Annotated in this window: 15 protein-coding genes; 6 read left to right on the top strand and 9 right to left on the bottom strand. The window is 50.7% G+C overall.

The genetic code is table 11. The annotated features are described in order from the left end of the window. Nucleotides 1–16: 16 nt before the first annotated feature. Nucleotides 17–2,383 (bottom strand): polyribonucleotide nucleotidyltransferase, encoded by a 2,367-nt coding sequence (gene pnp, locus E5331_RS06585; RefSeq protein ID WP_123483713.1) that lies wholly within the window; start codon nt 2,381–2,383, stop codon nt 17–19. A 121-nt stretch (nt 2,384–2,504) separates the two neighbouring features. On the opposite strand from pnp, the gene E5331_RS06580 reads away from it, so the two are divergent. From E5331_RS06580 to E5331_RS06555, 6 genes are all read left to right on the top strand, one after another. Continuing rightward, nucleotides 2,505–3,599 (top strand): thioredoxin-like domain-containing protein, encoded by a 1,095-nt coding sequence (locus E5331_RS06580; RefSeq protein ID WP_123483712.1) that lies wholly within the window; start codon nt 2,505–2,507, stop codon nt 3,597–3,599. A 45-nt stretch (nt 3,600–3,644) separates the two neighbouring features. After that, nucleotides 3,645–4,802, top strand: coding sequence for a porin (locus E5331_RS06575; protein WP_123483711.1), 1,158 nt, complete (start codon nt 3,645–3,647; stop codon nt 4,800–4,802). A gap of 13 nt (nt 4,803–4,815) precedes the next feature. Continuing rightward, the gene (locus E5331_RS06570) at nt 4,816–5,172 is read left to right on the top strand and encodes a translation initiation factor (RefSeq protein ID WP_123483710.1); all 357 of its coding nucleotides are present in this window, start codon (nt 4,816–4,818) and stop codon (nt 5,170–5,172) included. 21 nt (nt 5,173–5,193) lie between these two features. Beyond that, on the top strand, nt 5,194–8,682 hold the full coding sequence (locus E5331_RS06565) for a UvrD-helicase domain-containing protein (protein ID WP_123483709.1): 3,489 nt from the start codon (nt 5,194–5,196) through the stop codon (nt 8,680–8,682). A 108-nt stretch (nt 8,683–8,790) separates the two neighbouring features. After that, nucleotides 8,791–10,128, top strand: a complete 1,338-nt coding sequence (gene gldE / locus E5331_RS06560; RefSeq protein WP_123483708.1) for a gliding motility-associated protein GldE — start codon at nt 8,791–8,793, stop codon at nt 10,126–10,128. Nucleotides 10,129–10,130: 2 nt separating this feature from the next. Next, nucleotides 10,131–10,856 carry a 4'-phosphopantetheinyl transferase family protein gene (locus E5331_RS06555; protein WP_123483707.1) on the top strand — a complete coding sequence of 242 codons (726 nt, stop codon included), beginning with the start codon at nt 10,131–10,133 and terminating at the stop codon, nt 10,854–10,856. 20 nt (nt 10,857–10,876) lie between these two features. On the opposite strand, the gene E5331_RS06550 is transcribed toward E5331_RS06555, so the two are convergent. The 8 genes from E5331_RS06550 to E5331_RS06515 all read right to left on the bottom strand — a co-directional run bounded on the left by E5331_RS06550 (nt 10,877) and on the right by E5331_RS06515 (nt 19,043). Next, entirely contained in the window at nt 10,877–11,134 is a 258-nt protein-coding gene (locus E5331_RS06550; protein WP_135984140.1) for a tetratricopeptide repeat protein, read from the bottom strand. Nucleotides 11,135–11,141: 7 nt separating this feature from the next. Further along, nucleotides 11,142–11,957, bottom strand: coding sequence for a glutamate racemase (gene murI / locus E5331_RS06545; RefSeq protein WP_123483705.1), 816 nt, complete (start codon nt 11,955–11,957; stop codon nt 11,142–11,144). Between the two features lie 120 nt (nt 11,958–12,077). Further along, a complete protein-coding gene (locus E5331_RS06540) occupies nt 12,078–12,584 on the bottom strand; it encodes an OmpH/Skp family outer membrane protein (RefSeq protein ID WP_123483704.1) in 507 nt (168 codons plus the stop codon). 81 nt (nt 12,585–12,665) lie between these two features. Further along, on the bottom strand, nt 12,666–13,181 hold the full coding sequence (locus E5331_RS06535; protein WP_123483703.1) for an OmpH/Skp family outer membrane protein: 516 nt from the start codon (nt 13,179–13,181) through the stop codon (nt 12,666–12,668). Between the two features lie 166 nt (nt 13,182–13,347). Then, a complete protein-coding gene (locus E5331_RS06530) occupies nt 13,348–16,008 on the bottom strand; it encodes a BamA/OMP85 family outer membrane protein (protein ID WP_123483702.1) in 2,661 nt (886 codons plus the stop codon). Next, nucleotides 16,005–16,781 (bottom strand): isoprenyl transferase, encoded by a 777-nt coding sequence (locus E5331_RS06525; protein ID WP_123483701.1) that lies wholly within the window; start codon nt 16,779–16,781, stop codon nt 16,005–16,007. Before E5331_RS06525 ends, E5331_RS06530 begins: the two co-directional genes overlap by 4 nt. Before the next feature lie 6 nt (nt 16,782–16,787). Next, nucleotides 16,788–17,453, bottom strand: a complete 666-nt coding sequence (gene porG, locus E5331_RS06520; protein ID WP_123483700.1) for a type IX secretion system protein PorG — start codon at nt 17,451–17,453, stop codon at nt 16,788–16,790. Between the two features lie 66 nt (nt 17,454–17,519). Then, complete coding sequence (locus E5331_RS06515) at nt 17,520–19,043, bottom strand: DUF6242 domain-containing protein (protein WP_135984138.1); 1,524 nt, start codon at nt 19,041–19,043, stop codon at nt 17,520–17,522. Between the last annotated feature and the right edge of the window lie 139 nt (nt 19,044–19,182).

Genomic DNA, 19,182 nt, shown 5'->3' with positions numbered 1-19,182 from the left:
TTATGTAGTTGTCGGCTTATGCCTCCTCTTCGTTGTTGTTGCGGGGAGTGAAACGGCGCGGTCCGTTGTTGTCACGGCGCGGTCCGCGATCACCACCATCACGGCGCGGTCCACGGTCGCCACCTTCGCGGCGTGGTCCGTTGCCATCACGACGCGGACGGTTGTCGCCACCCTCACGGCGCGGTCCACGGTCGCCACCTTCGCGACGCGGACGTGCCTCACGCTCCACGTAACCCTCCGGTTTCTCGGTGAGCACACGCATGGAGAGACGATACTTACCGGTCTTCTTGTCGATCTCGATAAGTTTAACCTTCACCTTGTCGCCCTCCTTCAGACCGCTCTGCTCCATAGAGTCAAGACGGTTCCAAGAGATCTCGCTGATATGAAGCAGACCGTCGCGTCCGGGCATGAACTCCACGAACGCACCGAAATCGAGGATCGAACGGACTGTGCCGTCATACACCTCACCCTCCTCGGGCTGAGCCACGATAGCCTTGATCTTGGCAAGAGCGGCATCGATGCTCTCCTTATCCTTGGAAGCGATCTCCACGATACCTACACCGCGGTTCTCATCCTCCTCGATAGAGATAGTGGCACCGGTCTCCTCCTGAATGCCCTGGATAATCTTACCCTGCGGTCCGATGACAGCACCGATAAGCTCCTTCGGGATTTCGAGAGTGAACAGACGGGGCACATGAGGCTTGTAATCCTCGCGAGCCTCCGGAATAGTCTCCTTAATGATATTGAGGATATGCAGACGTCCCTGACGTGCCTGTTCGAGAGCCTTCTCCAGAATCTCGTAGCTGAGACCGTCGCACTTGATATCCATCTGAGTGGCAGTGATACCCTTCTCGGTGCCTGTCACCTTAAAGTCCATGTCGCCGAGATGATCCTCGTCGCCGAGGATGTCGGAAAGCACTGCATATTTCACCGCACCCTTGTCGGAGATAAGACCCATAGCCACGCCAGCAACAGGGCGTTTCATCTTGACGCCGGCATCAAGCAGGGCGAGAGTGCCGCCACAGACTGTAGCCATTGATGAAGAACCGTTGCTCTCGAGGATATCGCTGACGATACGGCAGGTGTAGGGGAATCCGTCGGGGAACATGCGTTTGAGCGCACGGTGAGCGAGATTACCATGACCCACCTCACGACGTCCTACGCCACGCTGTGCGCGTGCCTCGCCTGTAGAGAACGGGGGGAAATTATAGTGAAGGAGGAAACGCTCCTTGTTCTGATTGAGCACGTCATCTACTATCTTCTCGTCGAGAGTGGTGCCGAGAGTTGCAGTGACGAGAGCCTGAGTCTCACCACGCGTGAATATCGCAGTTCCGTGAGGACCCGGCAGATAATCCACCTCACACCAGATGGGACGGATGTCGGTGGTCTTACGACCGTCAAGACGGATACCCTCATCGAGCACGCAACGGCGCATAGCCTCTTTCTCCACGTCATGATAGTAGCGTTTCACCATTGCCACGCGCTGTTCGGGAGTGTAGAGAGCGAGCTGCTCCTCTGTCATCTCGGGAAGATTCTCGATATATTCATCGCATACAGCCTTGAAACTGTCGGCACGCCAGTGTTTGTCGGCAGAGCCTGTGCGTGCAATGGCATAAGCCTTGTCGTAGCACTTCTCCTCAACATCCTTTCTGAGCTCGTCGTCGTTGATCTCGTGGCAGTATTCACGCTTAACCTCCTTGCCGGCTTCCTTCATAAGCTCGAGCTGCACGAGGCAATGCTTCTTGATCTCATCATGAGCCACTTTGAGAGCTTCGAGAAGTTCAGCTTCCGACACCTCGTTCATCTCGCCCTCCACCATCATGATGTTGTCGTAGGTTGCACCTACCATCAGTTCGATGTCGGCACGCTCCATCTGTGCGAAAGTCGGGTTGATCACCCACTCACCGTCCACACGCGCAACTCGCACCTCGGAGATAGGACCTTGGAACGGAATGTCGCTACACATCAACGCAGCGGAAGCGGCGATGCCCGCAAGCGCATCGGGAGCCTCATTGGCATCGGCGGAATACATTGTCACGTTGACGAAGGTCTCCGCATGATAGTTGTCAGGGAACAACGGACGGAGCACACGGTCTACAAGACGGGATGTGAGGATCTCGTAATCGCTCGCACGACCCTCTCTCTTGAGAAAACCGCCCGGGTATCTGCCGATGGAGGAATATTTCTCCTTATACTCTACTGTGAGAGGCATGAAGTCAACCCCCTCGTTTGCCTCCTTGGCAGAACATACGGTAGCAAGGAGCATAGTGTTGCCCATGCGCACTTCCACCGCGCCATCAGCCTGCTTTGCAAGTTTGCCCGTCTCTATCGTAATCTGACGGCCATCGCCAAGCTCAATGGTCTTCTTTACTGGCTTTAACATATAAAATTATTTCTTGTTTTTTCTTCGCTGTATGAAATTTAGCGCAAAGTTAACACTTTTATTCCTATTAAACCACTTATTCTTATTATATTTGCACCCCGAAAACTGATTTATTTACGACATGAAACGGAATTTTACATACTTTTCAGGGCATCTCGCAGCAGCTTCCCTATTGATTTCTGTCTTCGCAACCTCTTGCGGCAATGATGATTTCAAGATTAAAGGTGAGATTTATGGAGCGGAAAACCGCTCCGTTGTGCTCGCCAAGTCGGATTTCCACGGAAGATGGGTAGCCATCGATTCCGCACGCGTATCCTCATCCGGAGCTTTCTCCATCTCACGCCCCGCGCCGGCGGCTCCCGAAATTTTCCGCGTCGAGATCGACGGTCGATTCATCTACGTTCCCATCGACTCCACAGAGACTGTCACGCTGACATCCTCTCTCGACAAGTTCGGCACTGAGTTCACCCTCTCCGGCTCCCAGAAGGCGGAGGCTCTCGAACGCTTCGAGAAGGAGGTCCTGGCTCTCCCTGCCGACGCAAACCCCGACTCTCTCGATTCCTTCAAACGCGACATCTACACAAAATATATGCGCGACGGACAAGGATCAATCGTCAGCTACCATATCCTGACAAAGCTGATAGGCAACAGACCTCTGTTTGATCCCGACCGCGACTATCGCTATTTCGCTGCCGTGGCTAACGGGTTTAAGCAGCTCCGTCCCGACGATCCCCACACTGCGCTTCTCGAAAACACATCAATCAGCGCAATGAAACGCCGCAATGCCGGCAATGGTCCTAAATATACCATCCAAGCAGAGGAACTTACCATGATCGACATCGACCTCCCCGACGAGAACGGCAAAAACCGCAAGCTCTCCGAATTTGTGGGCAACGGCAAACCGACTGTGGTGATTTTTTCGGTATTAACCCACCCCGATTCCCCGGCTCTCAACCTTGAACTGTCGAAACTATATTCATCGATGGGATCAAACGTGAATTTCTATCACGTCTCTCTCGACCCCGACCAGTATTCTTGGCGCGACGCAGCAAAGAACCTGCCGTGGGTGACGGTGTTTGATCCCGACGGCGAGTATTCCAAGGCAGCTGTGAAATATAATGTATCCGTACTTCCGACATATTTCGTATATTCTGCCGACGGCGAGCTGAAGGCAAGGGCAATGACTGTAGACGACCTCCGCAAGGAGCTGCGTTGACACATCACAATCTCGAGACAACTAATCTATCCGAACTGACTACAGATGATGAAAGCTAAATTTATTTTACCGGCTCTCCCCCTTATTCTCGCCTCAGCGTCGGCAATAGCCGACGATTCCCCGAAGCTACAGGTGACGCCTTCGGGAAGGATACTGATGGACGGTGCGCTATACGCATCCCCTCAGAAGGAACAGTTTCCCGACGGAATGGCGATTCCGGAGGTGAGGCTGGGTGCCAAGTTCAAATATGGCAAATGGAGCGCGAACATCGACATGGGATATGCCTACGCCAAGTTAGGGCTACGCAACATCTGGCTCGAATATGGATTCAATAATCACAGTTCCATACGGTTTGGCAACTTCATCCACCAGTTCGGACTGCAATCTACATCCCTCTCGCTGAAAAGCACGTTTGAACAGCCGCTCGCCAGCGCACTCTTCACACCCGGATTGCAGTTAGGCGTGATGTACGTCAACTATACCCCCGCCTTCTATGGTGCGGTAAGCGCACACGTGGAGTCGAGCGCGAGGACCAACGTCATGAACGCCCCGCTCTTCAACCAACAGGGCTACGGACTCCTGACCCGCCTCGTATGGCGCACGGCATCTGAAGGCGCACCAGCATTCCATGCCGGGATAAGCGGCGGATTCGCCACCCCGCAAAGAAGGCTCGAGGGGGAGGAGGACGTGCATGACGGGTTCACCCTATCGGCTAACTTCCCAACGAAGGTAGTGCAGGAGACGGCTGTCTCCGCTACGGTAGACAAGGCTATGAACTCATTCAAATTCTCGCCTGAACTTCTCTTCGCATACGACCGATTCGCTTTTGAAGGACAATATTTCTTCCAGCAGATCAACCGACGGGAGAATCTCGCCGCCTATCATGCGCAGAGCGGTTACGCCTCACTGCGCGGCATACTCTTCGGCGACAGATACAGCTATGTGTCGTCGACCGCTCAGGTGGCTAATCCGAAAAACAACACTCTTGAGTGTGTCGTAAACTATAACTATGCCACTCTCTCGGATAGCAAGGCTAATATCTTCGGAGGGTGTGCAAACGGGTTTAACGTCACTTTCAACTATTATTTCAACCCCTACATCACGGCGCGTCTTAACTACTCATACACCCACGTATGGAACCGCGAGGGGCATGACCCCATGACCCTCAACGGTTTTCAGGCACGCCTGATGCTCTTGTTCTGATAAATCCACCGATATGAATATTGACTGGAAAGATGCCCTCGGAGCCTTGAAAAGCTCCGGGGCAATACCGGAAGACAACTCTCCGGAACCCACTGATGAAAGCTCCCAAAAGGATGAAGGCTCAACGAAGGGATCTGTACAGAAGTCGCCCCTATACGTCATTACCGACAGGAAGGGACGAAAAGGCAAGACCGCCACAATCATAGAGGGCTTCGAAGGGAGCGACGACGCGCTCGAATCGCTCGCCAAGACCCTCAAACAGAAACTCGGCACCGGAGGGAGCACCCGCGACGGCGAGATCCTTATACAGGGCGACCGCAAGAACGACGTGACAAACATACTCCGCAGCCTCGGATACAAGACGAAATAGTTACAAAACAAAATTAAAGACATGCTTCAACTTCAACGCGCATCTGCCGGTTCGGGCAAGACATATACCCTCGCAAAGAAATTCATCTGGTTTCTGATCACGTTCAGAAACAACACCACATGCCGGCTACGCACGTCGAAGGAGATAGCATACGAGCTTCCGCGAATACTTGCGATCACGTTCACCAACAAGGCGACTAACGAGATGAAGCAGCGTATCGTGGCGAAGCTTGCTGATATTGCCCTTGCAGCATCCGGGAATGTGACTCCGGAGATGCTTAAGAATACGGCTTATCTAAAGGAATTTTCCGAGGAACTTGGCGTAGAGCCCTCGCAAGTGGGACGCGCATGCCGTGACGCACTTTTCATGCTCCTCAACAATTATTCTGACTTTAAGGTGTCGACAATCGACTCTTTCTTCCAATCGATCCTGCGCACTTTCGCCTACGAGGCTAACCTCAACGATTCTTATCAGGTGGAGATCGACACCGACTATCTCGCCACAGCTGCGGTAGACGCCACTCTCGACACCATCAACAATACCCCTCAATCCGGTGCTTCCGCCGAGATATGGCTGAGATGCCTGATGGATGATGCAGCAGGTGCCGGTTCAAACTGGAACGTGTTCCAACGCAGCAAGACAAGGCAATCCATCTATACGCGACTCCGGAAGACGATACATTGTCTGGAGAATGAGAGTTTCAAAGAGATACGCGCCGATCTCGACAATTATTTCGATTCTTCGGAGGAATACGACCCGCTCGTAAACGCTTATTTCAAGATAAAGAACCGTATCGAGCCTCCTATAATAGAGGCATTGAAGGAAGCACAGGAATGTTGCAACCGTCTCTCTCGAATGCTGAAACGTAACGGTATAAATCCGAAGGAGGGATGCCGGGGTTATTTCCATTCCCACATCAACAAGCTCCCGCTGATAAAAATCAACGAATCTGCATCCTCGAAGAATCTCTTCAAGTCGCTGAAGGATGCCGACACCAAACCGATTCTCAAGAAGGGAGTAAGTTGCCCGGATGCCGATGAGATCAACCGCACCGCTGCAATAATGTATGCCGCCTACGACCGATGGATCGCCCTGCGCGAATCAAGGGATTGGAAATATTGGACGATCTACTCCACACTTCTCCCCTACCTCGGATTGCTCGGAGAGGCGCGCAAAATGATGACAGAGTTTCTCGATGCCAACAATATGATTCAGCTTGGCGAGACAAACTCAATATTGAAAAGAATCATCGGGGATGACGACACCCCATTCATCTACGAACGTCTCGGCACGACTCTCGACAATTTCCTTATTGATGAGTTTCAAGACACCTCGAAGATGCAATGGGACATTCTGAAACCGCTCCTCTCGGAGAGCGACAGCCGTGGAGAGGATAACCTTATCATCGGCGATGCCAAGCAGAGTATCTACCGTTTCCGTAATGCCGACCCGTCGCTGATCACCACCGTCGTGCCCTCCACATTCTCGCGCCATCGTGCCGCCGGAATGAGCAAGGCGGAAAACACCAACTGGCGGTCTGACCGCAGAATCGTGGAGTTCAACAATTTCTTCTTCCATTCCCTCATAAAGCAGCTTCTCTCAACCGATAAAGTGAAGGGGACTCTCGATTTCGGCAACCTTTACAATAATGTGGCGCAATTTCCAAGCCACCGAGAGGAACGTGGCTACGTGGAGATTCGCTTCTTTGAGAATAAGGGTGGAGAGAGTAGCGACGGCGAGGAGGAAGAGAGTGGCAACAGCATGATAGAGGATGTCTGTCCGCTGATTTCCGACCTTATGCAGCGCGGCTACAGATGCCGCGACATAGCCGTGCTCGTAGATACGAACCAGCTCGGCAAAGATGTGATCTCCGCTATTGTAGCCTATAATTCCGCATTGCCTCGCGGCGAGAGGAAAATAGACTTCATCAGTGAGGAATCCCTGCTCGTATCCTCCGCTGAAGCCACAGGCATAATCATCAGCGTGCTGCGAAAGATGGCAATAGGGCTATCCGTAAATCCGGAGGAGGAGACAGAGACCATACAGACCCAAAACTGGGAGGAGATACGCACAAACTTCACGTTCTACTCACTGCGCAATTCCAATCTCAGCGTGGCGGAGCAGATCTCCGGGTTCCTGAATGAGGCGGCGCCCGACGACGTGATCAACAATATGCTGGCAAAGATGCAATCAGTGGCTCTTCCGGCTCTCATCGAGGCAATCACGGAGAATTTCGTGCCGGAGAACCTTCGCAAGTCGCAGGCGGTATTCATCGCCGCGCTTCAGGATATGGTGCTCGATTATTGTGAACGCTCATCTGCCGATCTCGCCTCTTTCCTCAACTGGTGGGACACCAAGGGGAAGGATAAATCCATCTCATCGCCGGAGGGTACGGATGCCATACAGATCATGACCATCCATAAGGCGAAGGGGTTGGAGTTCAAATGCGTGATCATGCCATACGCCAACACAGCCCTCACCCCCTCCGCACGCAAGAAGGAATGGAGATGGGTAAAGACGGCGCAATCATTCGTCGATGAAGGTCTGCCGAAATATCTCCCTGTGGAGACAACGCCGCAGCTTCTCGGCACCGAACATGAGGAGGAGTACCTCAAATATCATGACCTCTTCATCATGGACAATCTGAATGCCATCTACGTGGCGTTCACCCGTGCCGTGAGCGAGCTATATATCTTCACGAAGGCTCCCAAACGTGTAAGCACGGCCCTCGGAAGCTATCTGAAGGAGATATGCGGCAATGCCGACGAGCTGCTCGATGAGATAGAGATGCCCGACAAGAGTGATTTCATGCTCCCGAAAGGTATTTCTCACTGGAATGAGACTGCCGACATACTCTCTTTCGGGGAGCGACCGGAAGTGGAATCTCATGTTGAGATAGCTACTGATGCTTCGGATGCAGCCATGCAGGAGGGGGAACTGGTGATAGAGGAATATGGAGTTGACAGCAGCCCGGCAATACTTCAGTATGTTGAGCGAGACCTTGAAATACCGACTCCTGCGGAGGATGGTAATGATGATGATGAGACAACACGTCCGGATGCCATTGACAACGACCCACGTTCGGAAGGCAACATCCTTCATGCCATAATGGGTATGGTGAAGGTAAGCAACGACTTGCCGAGGGCATTGACCGCCATAAAGATGAAAGGGTTGGCTCCTCGCGAAAGATTTAAGGAATGGGGTGAGCTGCTTGAAAAGGCAATCGCATCACCATTGGCACGGGAATGGTTCGAGAGTGATTGGAAAGTGATCAATGAGCGTCCGATACTCTACCCATATTCCACTGATCGCCGTCCGGACCGCATCATGATTTCGCCCGACCGTAAGCAGGCCATCATAATCGACTATAAATTCGGCTCAAACACAGGCGTGAAATCCTATCATAAACAGGTGGCAGACTACATACGGACGTTCCATGAGGCTTCGGGCATACGCGACATACGCGGCTACATCTGGTACGTGCGCCAAAACCTCGTAGAAACCGTATAAAAGATGATTTTTTTGCATATCTCATGCCAAACTATTATCTTTGCAGCATAATAACCAATACACTATATTTTGGACACAGACCCTTTACCATCTCCCACAATCACACTAATGTCTTTACTCTTGCAGGCAATCGAACTGCATGCTCCGGAAAATTGGGTGTCGTGGGGCACCCTTCTATTTGTAGCGGTATGCTGCCTTATGCTCTCGGCTTTCGTCTCCGGCAGTGAGATAGCCTATTTTGGTCTTAACGATTCCGAGATCGAAACTCTTGAAGAGGAAGAGGATTCACAATCAAAAAAAGTTTGTACCCTCCTGCACAACAGCGAGCAGTTGCTGGCTTCAATCCTCATATCCAATAATCTGGTCAACATCACAATGGTCGTGGTGCTCAGCTACGCAATCAACCAGGCGGTCAGCTTTCTGAGCCCGGTCGTAGACTTTCTATGCCAGACCGTATTCCTGACATTCCTATTATTGCTTTTCGGGGAGATATTCCCGAAACTCGTTGCCCGCAACAACACTGTGAAATGGGTGAAGACTGCCGCAACACCACTCTCCATCATCTATCGGCTCACATCCCCTCTCGCAAGGCTGATGGTGAAATCATCTATCCTCGTCAACAAGGTAGTAACCAAAAAGAATGAAAACCTATCGACTGACGAGCTTGAGAAGGCTCTCCAGATTTCCGACATACAGGAGGGGAAGGATAAGGAGCTGCTGGAAGGTATCCTCACTTTCGGGGAGAAAGAGGCATGCGACATCATGATATCCAGAGTAGACATCACAGCCATTGAGTACCACGACACCTGGAGCGAAGCTATGGAGGTGATTTTGAAATCCGGATTCTCCCGCATACCGGTTTATGACACGTCGCAAGACACCATACGCGGTATACTCTATTCAAAAGACGTGCTGCCGTATATCGGCAAACAGGGTGACTCGTTCCGCTGGCAGACTCTCTTGCGCGAGCCATATTTCGTGCCGGAAAACCGCATGATCGACGATCTTCTTGAGGATTTCCGCAAGAAGAAGATACACATCGCCATCGTGGTCGATGAATATGGCGGCACTCGCGGCATGGTGACCCTTGAGGATATTATTGAGGAGATTGTCGGAGAGATCGATGATGAATATGACGAATCCACATCCGTATATAAGAAAATAAATGCCAACACCTTTATCTTCGACGCAAAAATCTCGATAAGCGATTTCTGTCATATCACCGGCGTGGAAGAGGAGGTGCTCGGCGACTACGGAGAGGCTGAGACATTGGCAGGACTGCTTCTTGAGATAAAAGGGGATTTCCCGACATTGAAAGAGAACCTTAAACGCGGACCTTTCAATTTTCAGGTAATGCAGGTGGAACGTCACCGTATCACCAAAGTAAAAGTCACCGTCGACAATACCCCAAAAGAGACGACGGAACAACCGGATAATCAGAATTAATAATGGAAACTGAATTCATTTATTGGCGTCACCCTACCCCGGTCGGCATTAAGGTGGAGGAGATTTCCGGCATGGAAAACAAGTCGGGAAAGTTATGGCGCGACATGGCGATGCAGATTTATTGTGAGAATGGAGTCGACGGATTCCGTGAAATCGGGCATTTTGCCAACGGAGCACCATTCCTGTTTGGTCTTACATCCCGCATATCTATCACCCACACCGCACACCTTCTCGCAGTGGCTACGTTGCCGAAAACTCCGGAAGCAAATCTCAGTCAATTCGCACCGCGCACCGCAATGGGCATCGATGCCGAACGTCTTGACCGTGAGCAGGTGCTTAGAGTGCGCGATAAGTTCCTCTCCGACGAGGAGAAGGCAATAGTCAGTGAAGATAGCCTTGAAGCGAATATCATAGCCTGGACCTCTAAGGAGGCTCTCTACAAGGCAGCAATGACCGAAGGTCTTGATTTCAGAAACGACATCACGATCAAGAGTCTTCCTGCCATCGACCGCCAGATGAACCTCCCCGGTGCCCCCGCCCCGGTAATCGGTAAAGCCCAAGTGCTTGTTGCCGACATGAGGAATCACCAGGATGAATCACCGGCGACCGAAATAAGGAAAGAGGTTGTGGAGATGGAGCTTTACTCCTACGAATCGGAGGGATGCTGCGTCACGATAGCCTATTCGCCCAAATGCGCGAAATTCGGGCGTAAGGCATCAAAGGCATAACATCCATCCGCTCCGGCCTATCATGGATTATATAAATCCTTATTATAGAAATCAAGTATACTGTTGGCAGCCTCGAGAGCCTGTGTCGCACGGCTTTCGGGGTTTATGCTTATAGCCTTCAGATAGTCGTTGATTGCCAACGACCTGTGTCCGGCAGCCCAATGCTTCAGTCCGCGCATGAGGTATGCCTCGTCATCATCCGGATTATTCTTCAGATACTCATCAAATGCCGGGATAGCTTCTCCCGGCAGCATTTTCTTAATCGTTTCGATATCCATAAGTGTCTTAGGTTAAAATTATCCTTGAAGACTTCACTTCCTTACCCAAGAAAATGGATGCGAGAGCATCAAATTTATCCGGGCTTTCCGTAGTGAGAAACTGAATCTTCCCATTCTTCTCACATCTCTCCTCAATCTCAGGATGGCGTATAAGATAGTCGGCAAGACTCTCCGCCACCCGCTCCCCCTGCGCAAATATCCTCACACCCGGCGGAGTGTAACGTCTTATCTTGTTAATCAGCAAGGGGTAATGTGTGCAGCCAAGCACAAGAGTGTCTATCTCCGGATCTTTCTTCATGATCTCGTCGATATACTTCATGACGAAGTAATCCGCACCCTCCCCCTCTGCCTCATTATTCTCAATAATCGGCACCCACATCGGGCAGGCATGCTCCGTTATGTGCATAGTTGGCTTCATCTTCTCAAGCTCCATCGCATACGAATGACTCGCCACGGTGCCGGGTGTGGCAAGAAGCCCCACATGTCCGGAATTCGACACCTCATCAAGGATCTCCACTGTGGGTCGTATCACCCCCAGCACCCTTCTCGACGGGTCGATACCGGGGAGATCATTCTGCTGAATCGATCTCAAGGCCTTAGCCGAAGCCGTGTTGCACGCTAATATAACGAGGTGGCATCCTCTCTCGAAGAGAGCCTTCACTGCTTGCAGCGTGAAGTCGTACACGATGTCAAACGAACGTGTACCGTATGGGGCACGCGCATTATCGCCGAGATACAGATAATCATATTGCGGCAGTCTCTCCGCTATTTCCCGGAGAATAGTAAGCCCTCCGTAGCCGGAATCAAATATTCCTATTGGCATATCCTTAAAAAATGAGGGATGACCGGCATGTGGTCATCGCGGTTTTCAAAAGAAATAGGTTTTACAAAAGAGAAAGCGGAACCATGAGGTCCCGCTTCCAATATCTTCACACATGCAAAATCACTGCACACCGAGTTTTGCCTTTACCTCACCGGTGATATCCACCACTGGAGCGGCAAAATAGATTGTGAGCTGAGGATTCTTCTCCTGAATGAGAGAATAGCCACCCTCCTTGCCTACAGCCTCTACAGCACCACGGATTTTCTGCATGATAGGAGCCATCAATTCCTGCTGAAGCTTCTGAAGATCCTGCATCGCCTGCTGCTCAAACTGGGAGATTTTCTGCTGATAGTCAGTAAACTCACGGGTCTTACGCTCACGGATTGCAGGGAGTTCATCCTCTTTCATCTGCTGGAGCTCGTCATACATACGCTTCATCTCCTCGCCGAGTTTAGCGTATTCATCCTCATACTTCTTGTTGACATCCTCCACCTGCTTCTGAGCAGCTGCGGATTCCGGCATCTTTGAGAAGATTTCGCCTGTGTCAACGAGTCCGATTTTCAGTGTCTGTGCGGAAGCCAGCATAGGGATGAGCACGGCTGCCACTAACAATAGTTTCTTAAGCATTTCGTTTGGTTTGTTATTTAAATTTCTATCTTTTCCGGATTACTTGCGCAACCTTGGATTATAATCGCAAAGTTACTTAATTTATTTGGAATAACCCAATTTTGCGAGCACTTCATTGCTCACATCTATTCTCGGTGATGCAAAAACGATGCTTTGGGATGATGCACGGTCAAAAATGGTCTGATACCCCTTCTCCTCGGCAACAGCTTTCACGGCATTGTAGACATCCTCCTGGATAGGCTTCATCAGCGACTGACGCTTCTTGTAAAGCTCCCCTTCCGGTCCGAAATATTTATAACGGAGGTCGGTCACCTCTTTCTCCTTGGCTACAATCTCCTCCTCGCGTTTCTTCTTCTGGTCGTCGGTCAGGAAGACCATATCGCTCTGATAGTTCTTATACATTGTCTCCGCTGCCTTTGACAACTCGTTGACCTCTTTCTCCCATCGCTGCGACACCTGATTCAACTGCTCGTTTGCCATCTCATAGGCGGGAACGTTGCGGAGAATATAGTCCATATCGACAAGCGCAAACTTCTGCGCTGTTGCCATACCGGCTGCCATAAGAGCCACAAAAAGGGTAAGGATTATCTTTTTCATATTCTTTTCTGTTTTGATTTTGTTTCTTCAATCTGATACCGACGGCCGACAGACAACTCTTAATCTTCATCTGACGGCCGCCGTGTCTTATCTATAAGACCCATCGGGGACTCCATAGTTTAAACATACGCACTCCCCATGGGGTTCAAAATCATCTGAAAAAGTGTTAAAATTCTTGACCGAGCACGAAGTGAAGCTGGCTGCCGCCACGTGTGCCCCACACCTTGTCGAAACCGTAGCCCCAGTCGATGCCGAGGAAACCAAGCATGGAGAGATACAGACGGATACCGACACCCGCGCTTCGTTTCAGGTTAAACGGTGAGAACTGCTTGACAGAGGTCCAACAGTTACCCGCCTCGGCAAATGCCAACGCATAGATCGTGGTAGAAGGCTGAAGCATGAATGGGAAGTGAAGCTCCATGCCGAAACGTCCGTAGGCATAGCCCTCATATCCCCATGGTGTGAACTGTCCGTTCTCATAACCACGCATGGCGACTGTCTCCGTAGCGTATGTGTAGCTTCCCGACATACCGTCACCACCGAAGTAGAACGTCTCGAACGGAGTCTTGAAGTGCTTGTTCCATGATCCAAGCAGAGCGAAGTCGGCACGCGTCATGAGCACGAGAGTCCACTGTCCCTGCGGGTCGGTGAGCGGAGTGTAGGTCTTGCTCTTGAATTTTACCTTCCAATATTCAATCCACTTATACATATCCTTGGCGGCTGCCTCGCGAGTCTCAGTGTCTCTGTTGGTGGCACTGTTGGCAAGGCGGGCAAGCTCTGCCCAGTTCTTCTTACCGGAGAACCATTTTGCCGGAGGCGTCATCGTCAGGTTGACGGAGAACTCAGAACCACGACGCGGATAAATCGGCTGGTCAACACTTGAACGCGACAATGCCAAACCGAGTATTATGGAGTTTGACACACCGTTGTTCATATAGTAGAGATACTCCCAGTTCTTCAGATAATACCAACGGTAGGAAAGTGATGCCTGGAACTGGAAATAGTCGTCAGGCCAGGAGAGACGCGTACCGAATCCGGCACTCACGCCTGCCACCTGAAGCACCTTGTTGGGGTCGTAGGCATTCTGATAATAATAGCCAGAATTATTGTTGACATAAGAACCGTAATTCCAAAGGCTACTATAACCACTGTTCCAGAACTGATTCGAGTAGAAGCTGGAGTTGATACCGGTCTGACGGCTATAGTCAAGGCTCACCGACAATGAGTTCGGACGTTTGCCTCCAAACCATGGGTCGAAGAACGAGATGCTGTAGCTCTGATAGTATTTCGCATTGGTCTGGGCAGATATTGAGAATGTCTGACCGTCGCCACGCGGGATAATGCCACGGTAGGATCCGGGATTGAAGAGATTCTTTATAGAGAAGTTGGAGAATGAGAGCGACACCTGTCCCGTTACGCCCGTCTGTCCCCAACCGAACGACAACTGAACCTTATCGTTTGCCTTTGACTCAAGGTCAAACACAATATCTACAGTTCCGTCCTCCTCATTAGACTCCGGATTTATACCCATAGTCTCCGGGTTGAAATGTCCGGACGCTGCTATCTCACGTGCAGAACGCATGAGGTCGGTCTTAGAGAATAGGTCACCGGGACGCACACGAAGTTCACGACGGATAACCTTCTCAAAGAGCTGGTCGTTACCATTAATCACGACGCGGTTGATTCTTGCCTGCGGACCCTCAATGACCCTCATCTGAAGCGCAATGCTGTCACCCTTCACCTGCTCCTCAATAGGAACCAACTGGAAGAAGAGATAGCCATTGTCGAGATAAAGGCTGTTGACGGCATCATCATCCTGAGTGGTACGCTTCTCAAGCAATTTCTGGTTGTAGACATCTCCTGGATATATACCAAGCACATTGCTAAGGATTTCAGTAGGATATACAGAGTTGCCAACCCAGTTTATATCGCTGATATAATATTTCTTACCCTCTTCCACGTCGATGTAGACATCGACAGTCTTGTCGTCATACTTCACGACACTGTCCTTCACGATACGTGCATCACGATAGCCAAGCTCGTTGTACTTTTCGATTATTCGCACCTTATCGTCCTTATAATCGCTGTCGACAAATTTTTTCTGCTTGAAGAGATTGAGGATGTTGCCATTCTCGTTGGTCTTCTTCATCGCTCCCTTCACCTTTCTGTCGGAAAGCACCTCGTTGCCGCCGATATATATCTTATGGACCTTGACCTTGTTGTGACGGTCGACGTTCACATCAAGATACACCTCGTTCTCCTTCGAGAGATCAGGCACCTGATGGATTGTGACATTAGCATTCTTGAAACCTTTCGCGCCATAATAATCCTTGACGATCTGAGTAGCGCGCGCCACGATATTCGGAGTGATCTGCTGTCCGGGCACCATCGACAGACGGTCGGTGATATCCTTCTTCTCACCACCTTTCACGCCATTGAAGCGCATCTCCGACATTCTGGGCTGTTGCCTGAGCGAAATGACGAGCCAGATTTTATTTCCATGTGCCTTTTCGGCAGAAATCTGCACCTTGGAATACAGACCCTGACGCCAGAGGCGTTTTGTGGCATTGGTAAGCGCACTTCCCGGCACCTCCACCTTCTCACCGACAGAGAGCCCGGAATGGGCGATGATAAGGTAGTCGTCAACATGATTTATGCCTTCCACCCTTATACCGGCAATCTCATATACTTTCGGTATAGGAGAATAGATTATGTCGGGATTATAGATTGTATCGTTCACTATCGACGGCACAGCATCCTGGGCAAAAGCCCCGGGAGCTGCCGACATAGTGGCTGCAATCAATGAAACCTTCAGCAGATTCTTCATTCTGATGATATATTATTGTTATTCTGCACTTGTTCGCTCGTCTTTCCAAACCGACGCTCTCTGCTCTGGAAATCGAGTATTGCGTCCACATATTCCTCATCCGAGAAATCAGGCCACAGCACAGGCGTGAAATACAGTTCGCTGTAAGCGATCTGCCACAGTAGATAATTCGAAATTCTCTCCTCGCCTCCGGTGCGTATCAGCAGGTCGGGGTCGGGGATTCCGGCGGTTGTCAGATTCTCCGACACCATATCCTCCGATATATCCTCCGGCGAGATTTCTCCGGCAGCCAGACGACAGGCAATCTTGCGAGCCGCCTCCGTTATCTCCCAACGTGCCGAATAGCTGAGACACATGTTTAGCTGCAGTCCGGTGCAATGCGCGGTGGCATCCCTTGCATAGAGAAGACGGTTGCGTGCGTCTTCCGGAATCCTTTCGATATCGCCAAGAAGATGAATCCGCACGTTGTTACGGAGCAATTCCGGGAGTTCCCGTTCGATTGCCCATCCTATCAGATACATCAGCGTGTCGACCTCATCTGCCGGACGGTTCCAATTCTCCGTCGAGAAGGCATAAAGGGTAAGATACTTCACTCCGAGATCTGAAGAAAGTTTGGTCACCCGGTGCACCGTCGACACGCCCTCGGCATGTCCGTCACTTCGAGCGAAACCCTGCCGCTTTGCCCATCTCCCGTTGCCATCCATAATCATAGCGACATGGACCGGCATCCGATCCGGGTCAAGCTGCGATATCTTTTTCTGAAGTTCGTCCATAATGATTCAGTCTTTATAGTTGCACACGGCGCAACGTTTGCTAAATTCATAGCTGACGGTGAACGTCAGCGTAGAATACCAGTCTGTATTTTTTATAAATGAGCTCTCTATACCCATGGGGTCATCGAGCGAGGATCCGTCCAGGCGGTCGGAAAAGGTCTTCTTCATCAAGAATTCCAACCCGAGATTCAGGCGGCGCGACGGCTTATATTTCACTCCTATACCGAATGGGAGCGTGAACGCGCCGGAAGTCTTTCCTCCCGTGCTCCACATCGTCACCCCTACGCCGGCTGTAATGTAGGGAGAGATACGCTTCAGCTGCCTGTAGCTCTCTCCCATGCCATAATTAAAGAAGTTAAATTCCGCCATCTCTCCAAATTCATAGAAATTGGTGGTGAATTTATACGTATTGCCGTCGGGGAACACATTGGTCATTTTCGACGAATCGCCGGAAAGCCCTCCGGTATAGAAATTCGTCTTCAATGCCCAACGCGGATTCACTATATATCTGAAAAGAATCTCCATATCCCACGATGGAGAGCTCCACAGGTTTGACGTGTTGGCATCTCCGAGATAACCGGTCATCCCTATGCCGCCTCCGACATCAAACCGATAATCCTCCTGTGCATCTGCCACACTGCTGAATGCGGCGGTAATTGCCGCCGTAGTCATAACCTTTATTATCAGACCTCTGCTCAATCGATTGGGATTTTCTTTGATTAGTTATATTATTCTTTTTCAGATAATGGGAGTGAAAACGAGCCGCGCAAGCACGCCTCTCCATATAGCATTGGAGAATGTGCCTCCGGGCATCTCTCCTCCGAGTATGTAGATATATGGGCAATCCCACGTTATCTCTGTGCCATCGGTGACATACGAGATCTTCATCATCTTGCCGGGATCAGGCGAGGGAGTCACGGTCCAGGCGTCGCTGAGATCGGCATCAAGCTGCGAGTCGATCACTACAGCATTCGCTTCCGATATTTTCGGGAACACGTCGGGGAGCGACATCATGCTGCTGCCCGGACGCCATGAAACGCCGTTGTCGAACGATATGTAGAGATTACGATTGTAATCACCGTTGTCGAGTATGCCGCCAAGCACCACCCAGGCATCATACGCCACCTGTTTGAATGCACTGCTGGTCTTACGATAGACCGTGTATTTAAACAATGTCGCGCCCTCAAGTCCGGGGGTAGGCTTGGAATCTATGGTGGTCCATGTTGAGCCGTCGAAGCCCCATGTGTGGGAGGAACGCACCCCTGCCGAAGTCAATCCACCGACAAACAGGGCAGTGGGAATCTCCGTCCACTTTGTCTCTATTGTGCGCAATTCCGAACGGGCATATATCGGGAAGTCCGGAGCCATCTCGGTGTCTTTGATGATCGGATTAGCCGGATAATGGCAATGCATCATCACGCCGCCTGCATCCTTCACACCCAACACGGATTCAAGATAGCTGCCTATCAATGTCACCCATCTCTCGCCGGTGGAACTCCATGCCAAGCCGTCAGCCGACTCATAAAGGAGTCCGTCTGTATCAAGCATCCAGAACGAATCTGACGTTGCGGCAAGACTCTTTATCGCCGGGGCAAAGGGAAGACTCACCTCTTTCTTATCCCATACGGATTCTGATATGGATTCGGTCGACGACCATGTGTATGTGCCGTCGCTCTCCTCTATAAGCGTGTAGACTCTATCCCCCCTCTCAACAGTCTTCTGATCAACGGGGTTGGCGATACGCGACGGAAGATTGGTCACTGCCAGTTTATCCCATATCAATGAATCGGGATTCTCCTTATGCACGTTTACTTTTATCGTGTAGGTGTAGGTGTTGGTGCCGTCGGCAGCCGTGACATTGAGCTTCACATCCCTTGTAAAGTCAATACTATCGTTGGGATTCTTCAGATAGTCGACGGTCTTCGACTCCTCCGAGCCCCCACTCATCACAATCTCTGCCTTCGACAATCCATTGGCAAACGTGATGACCGGTATGAGACGGCTTATCTTTGTCCCTTTCGGGAGAGAATCGGCATTGAATATCACTCCGCTTTCAAGATTTATAGAAAAGAATACGGAATCAAGGTTTGCCATCACTTTTGTGTCAGCCTTAAGATTGAAATTCTTCACTGCCACATTTGAAATAGTGACTGCCACCTCATCTGTAGGTGTCGTTGATTTATTACACGATGATATGCCTCCCGACAGCAGGATGGCGGCCGGAATCAGATACGATATGCGACGGGTTGTTGTCTTTTTCACTATTTTGACATTGGTTAGTTGCATGGATGATGTCAGGCGGTATACCCGCATATCTCTATTCCACGCACTTGTTACAATTTGCAAAATTAGTATTTCTTGGGGAAATATTCAGCACAAATTCGCTTCATTTTAACAAATA

It is taken from the genome of Lepagella muris (assembly GCF_004793975.1).
In the GTDB taxonomy this organism is placed as follows: domain Bacteria; phylum Bacteroidota; class Bacteroidia; order Bacteroidales; family Muribaculaceae; genus Lepagella; species Lepagella muris.
The sequence above is the reverse complement of the archived record's forward strand: the minus strand, read 5'-3'. Positions and strand labels throughout refer to the sequence as shown.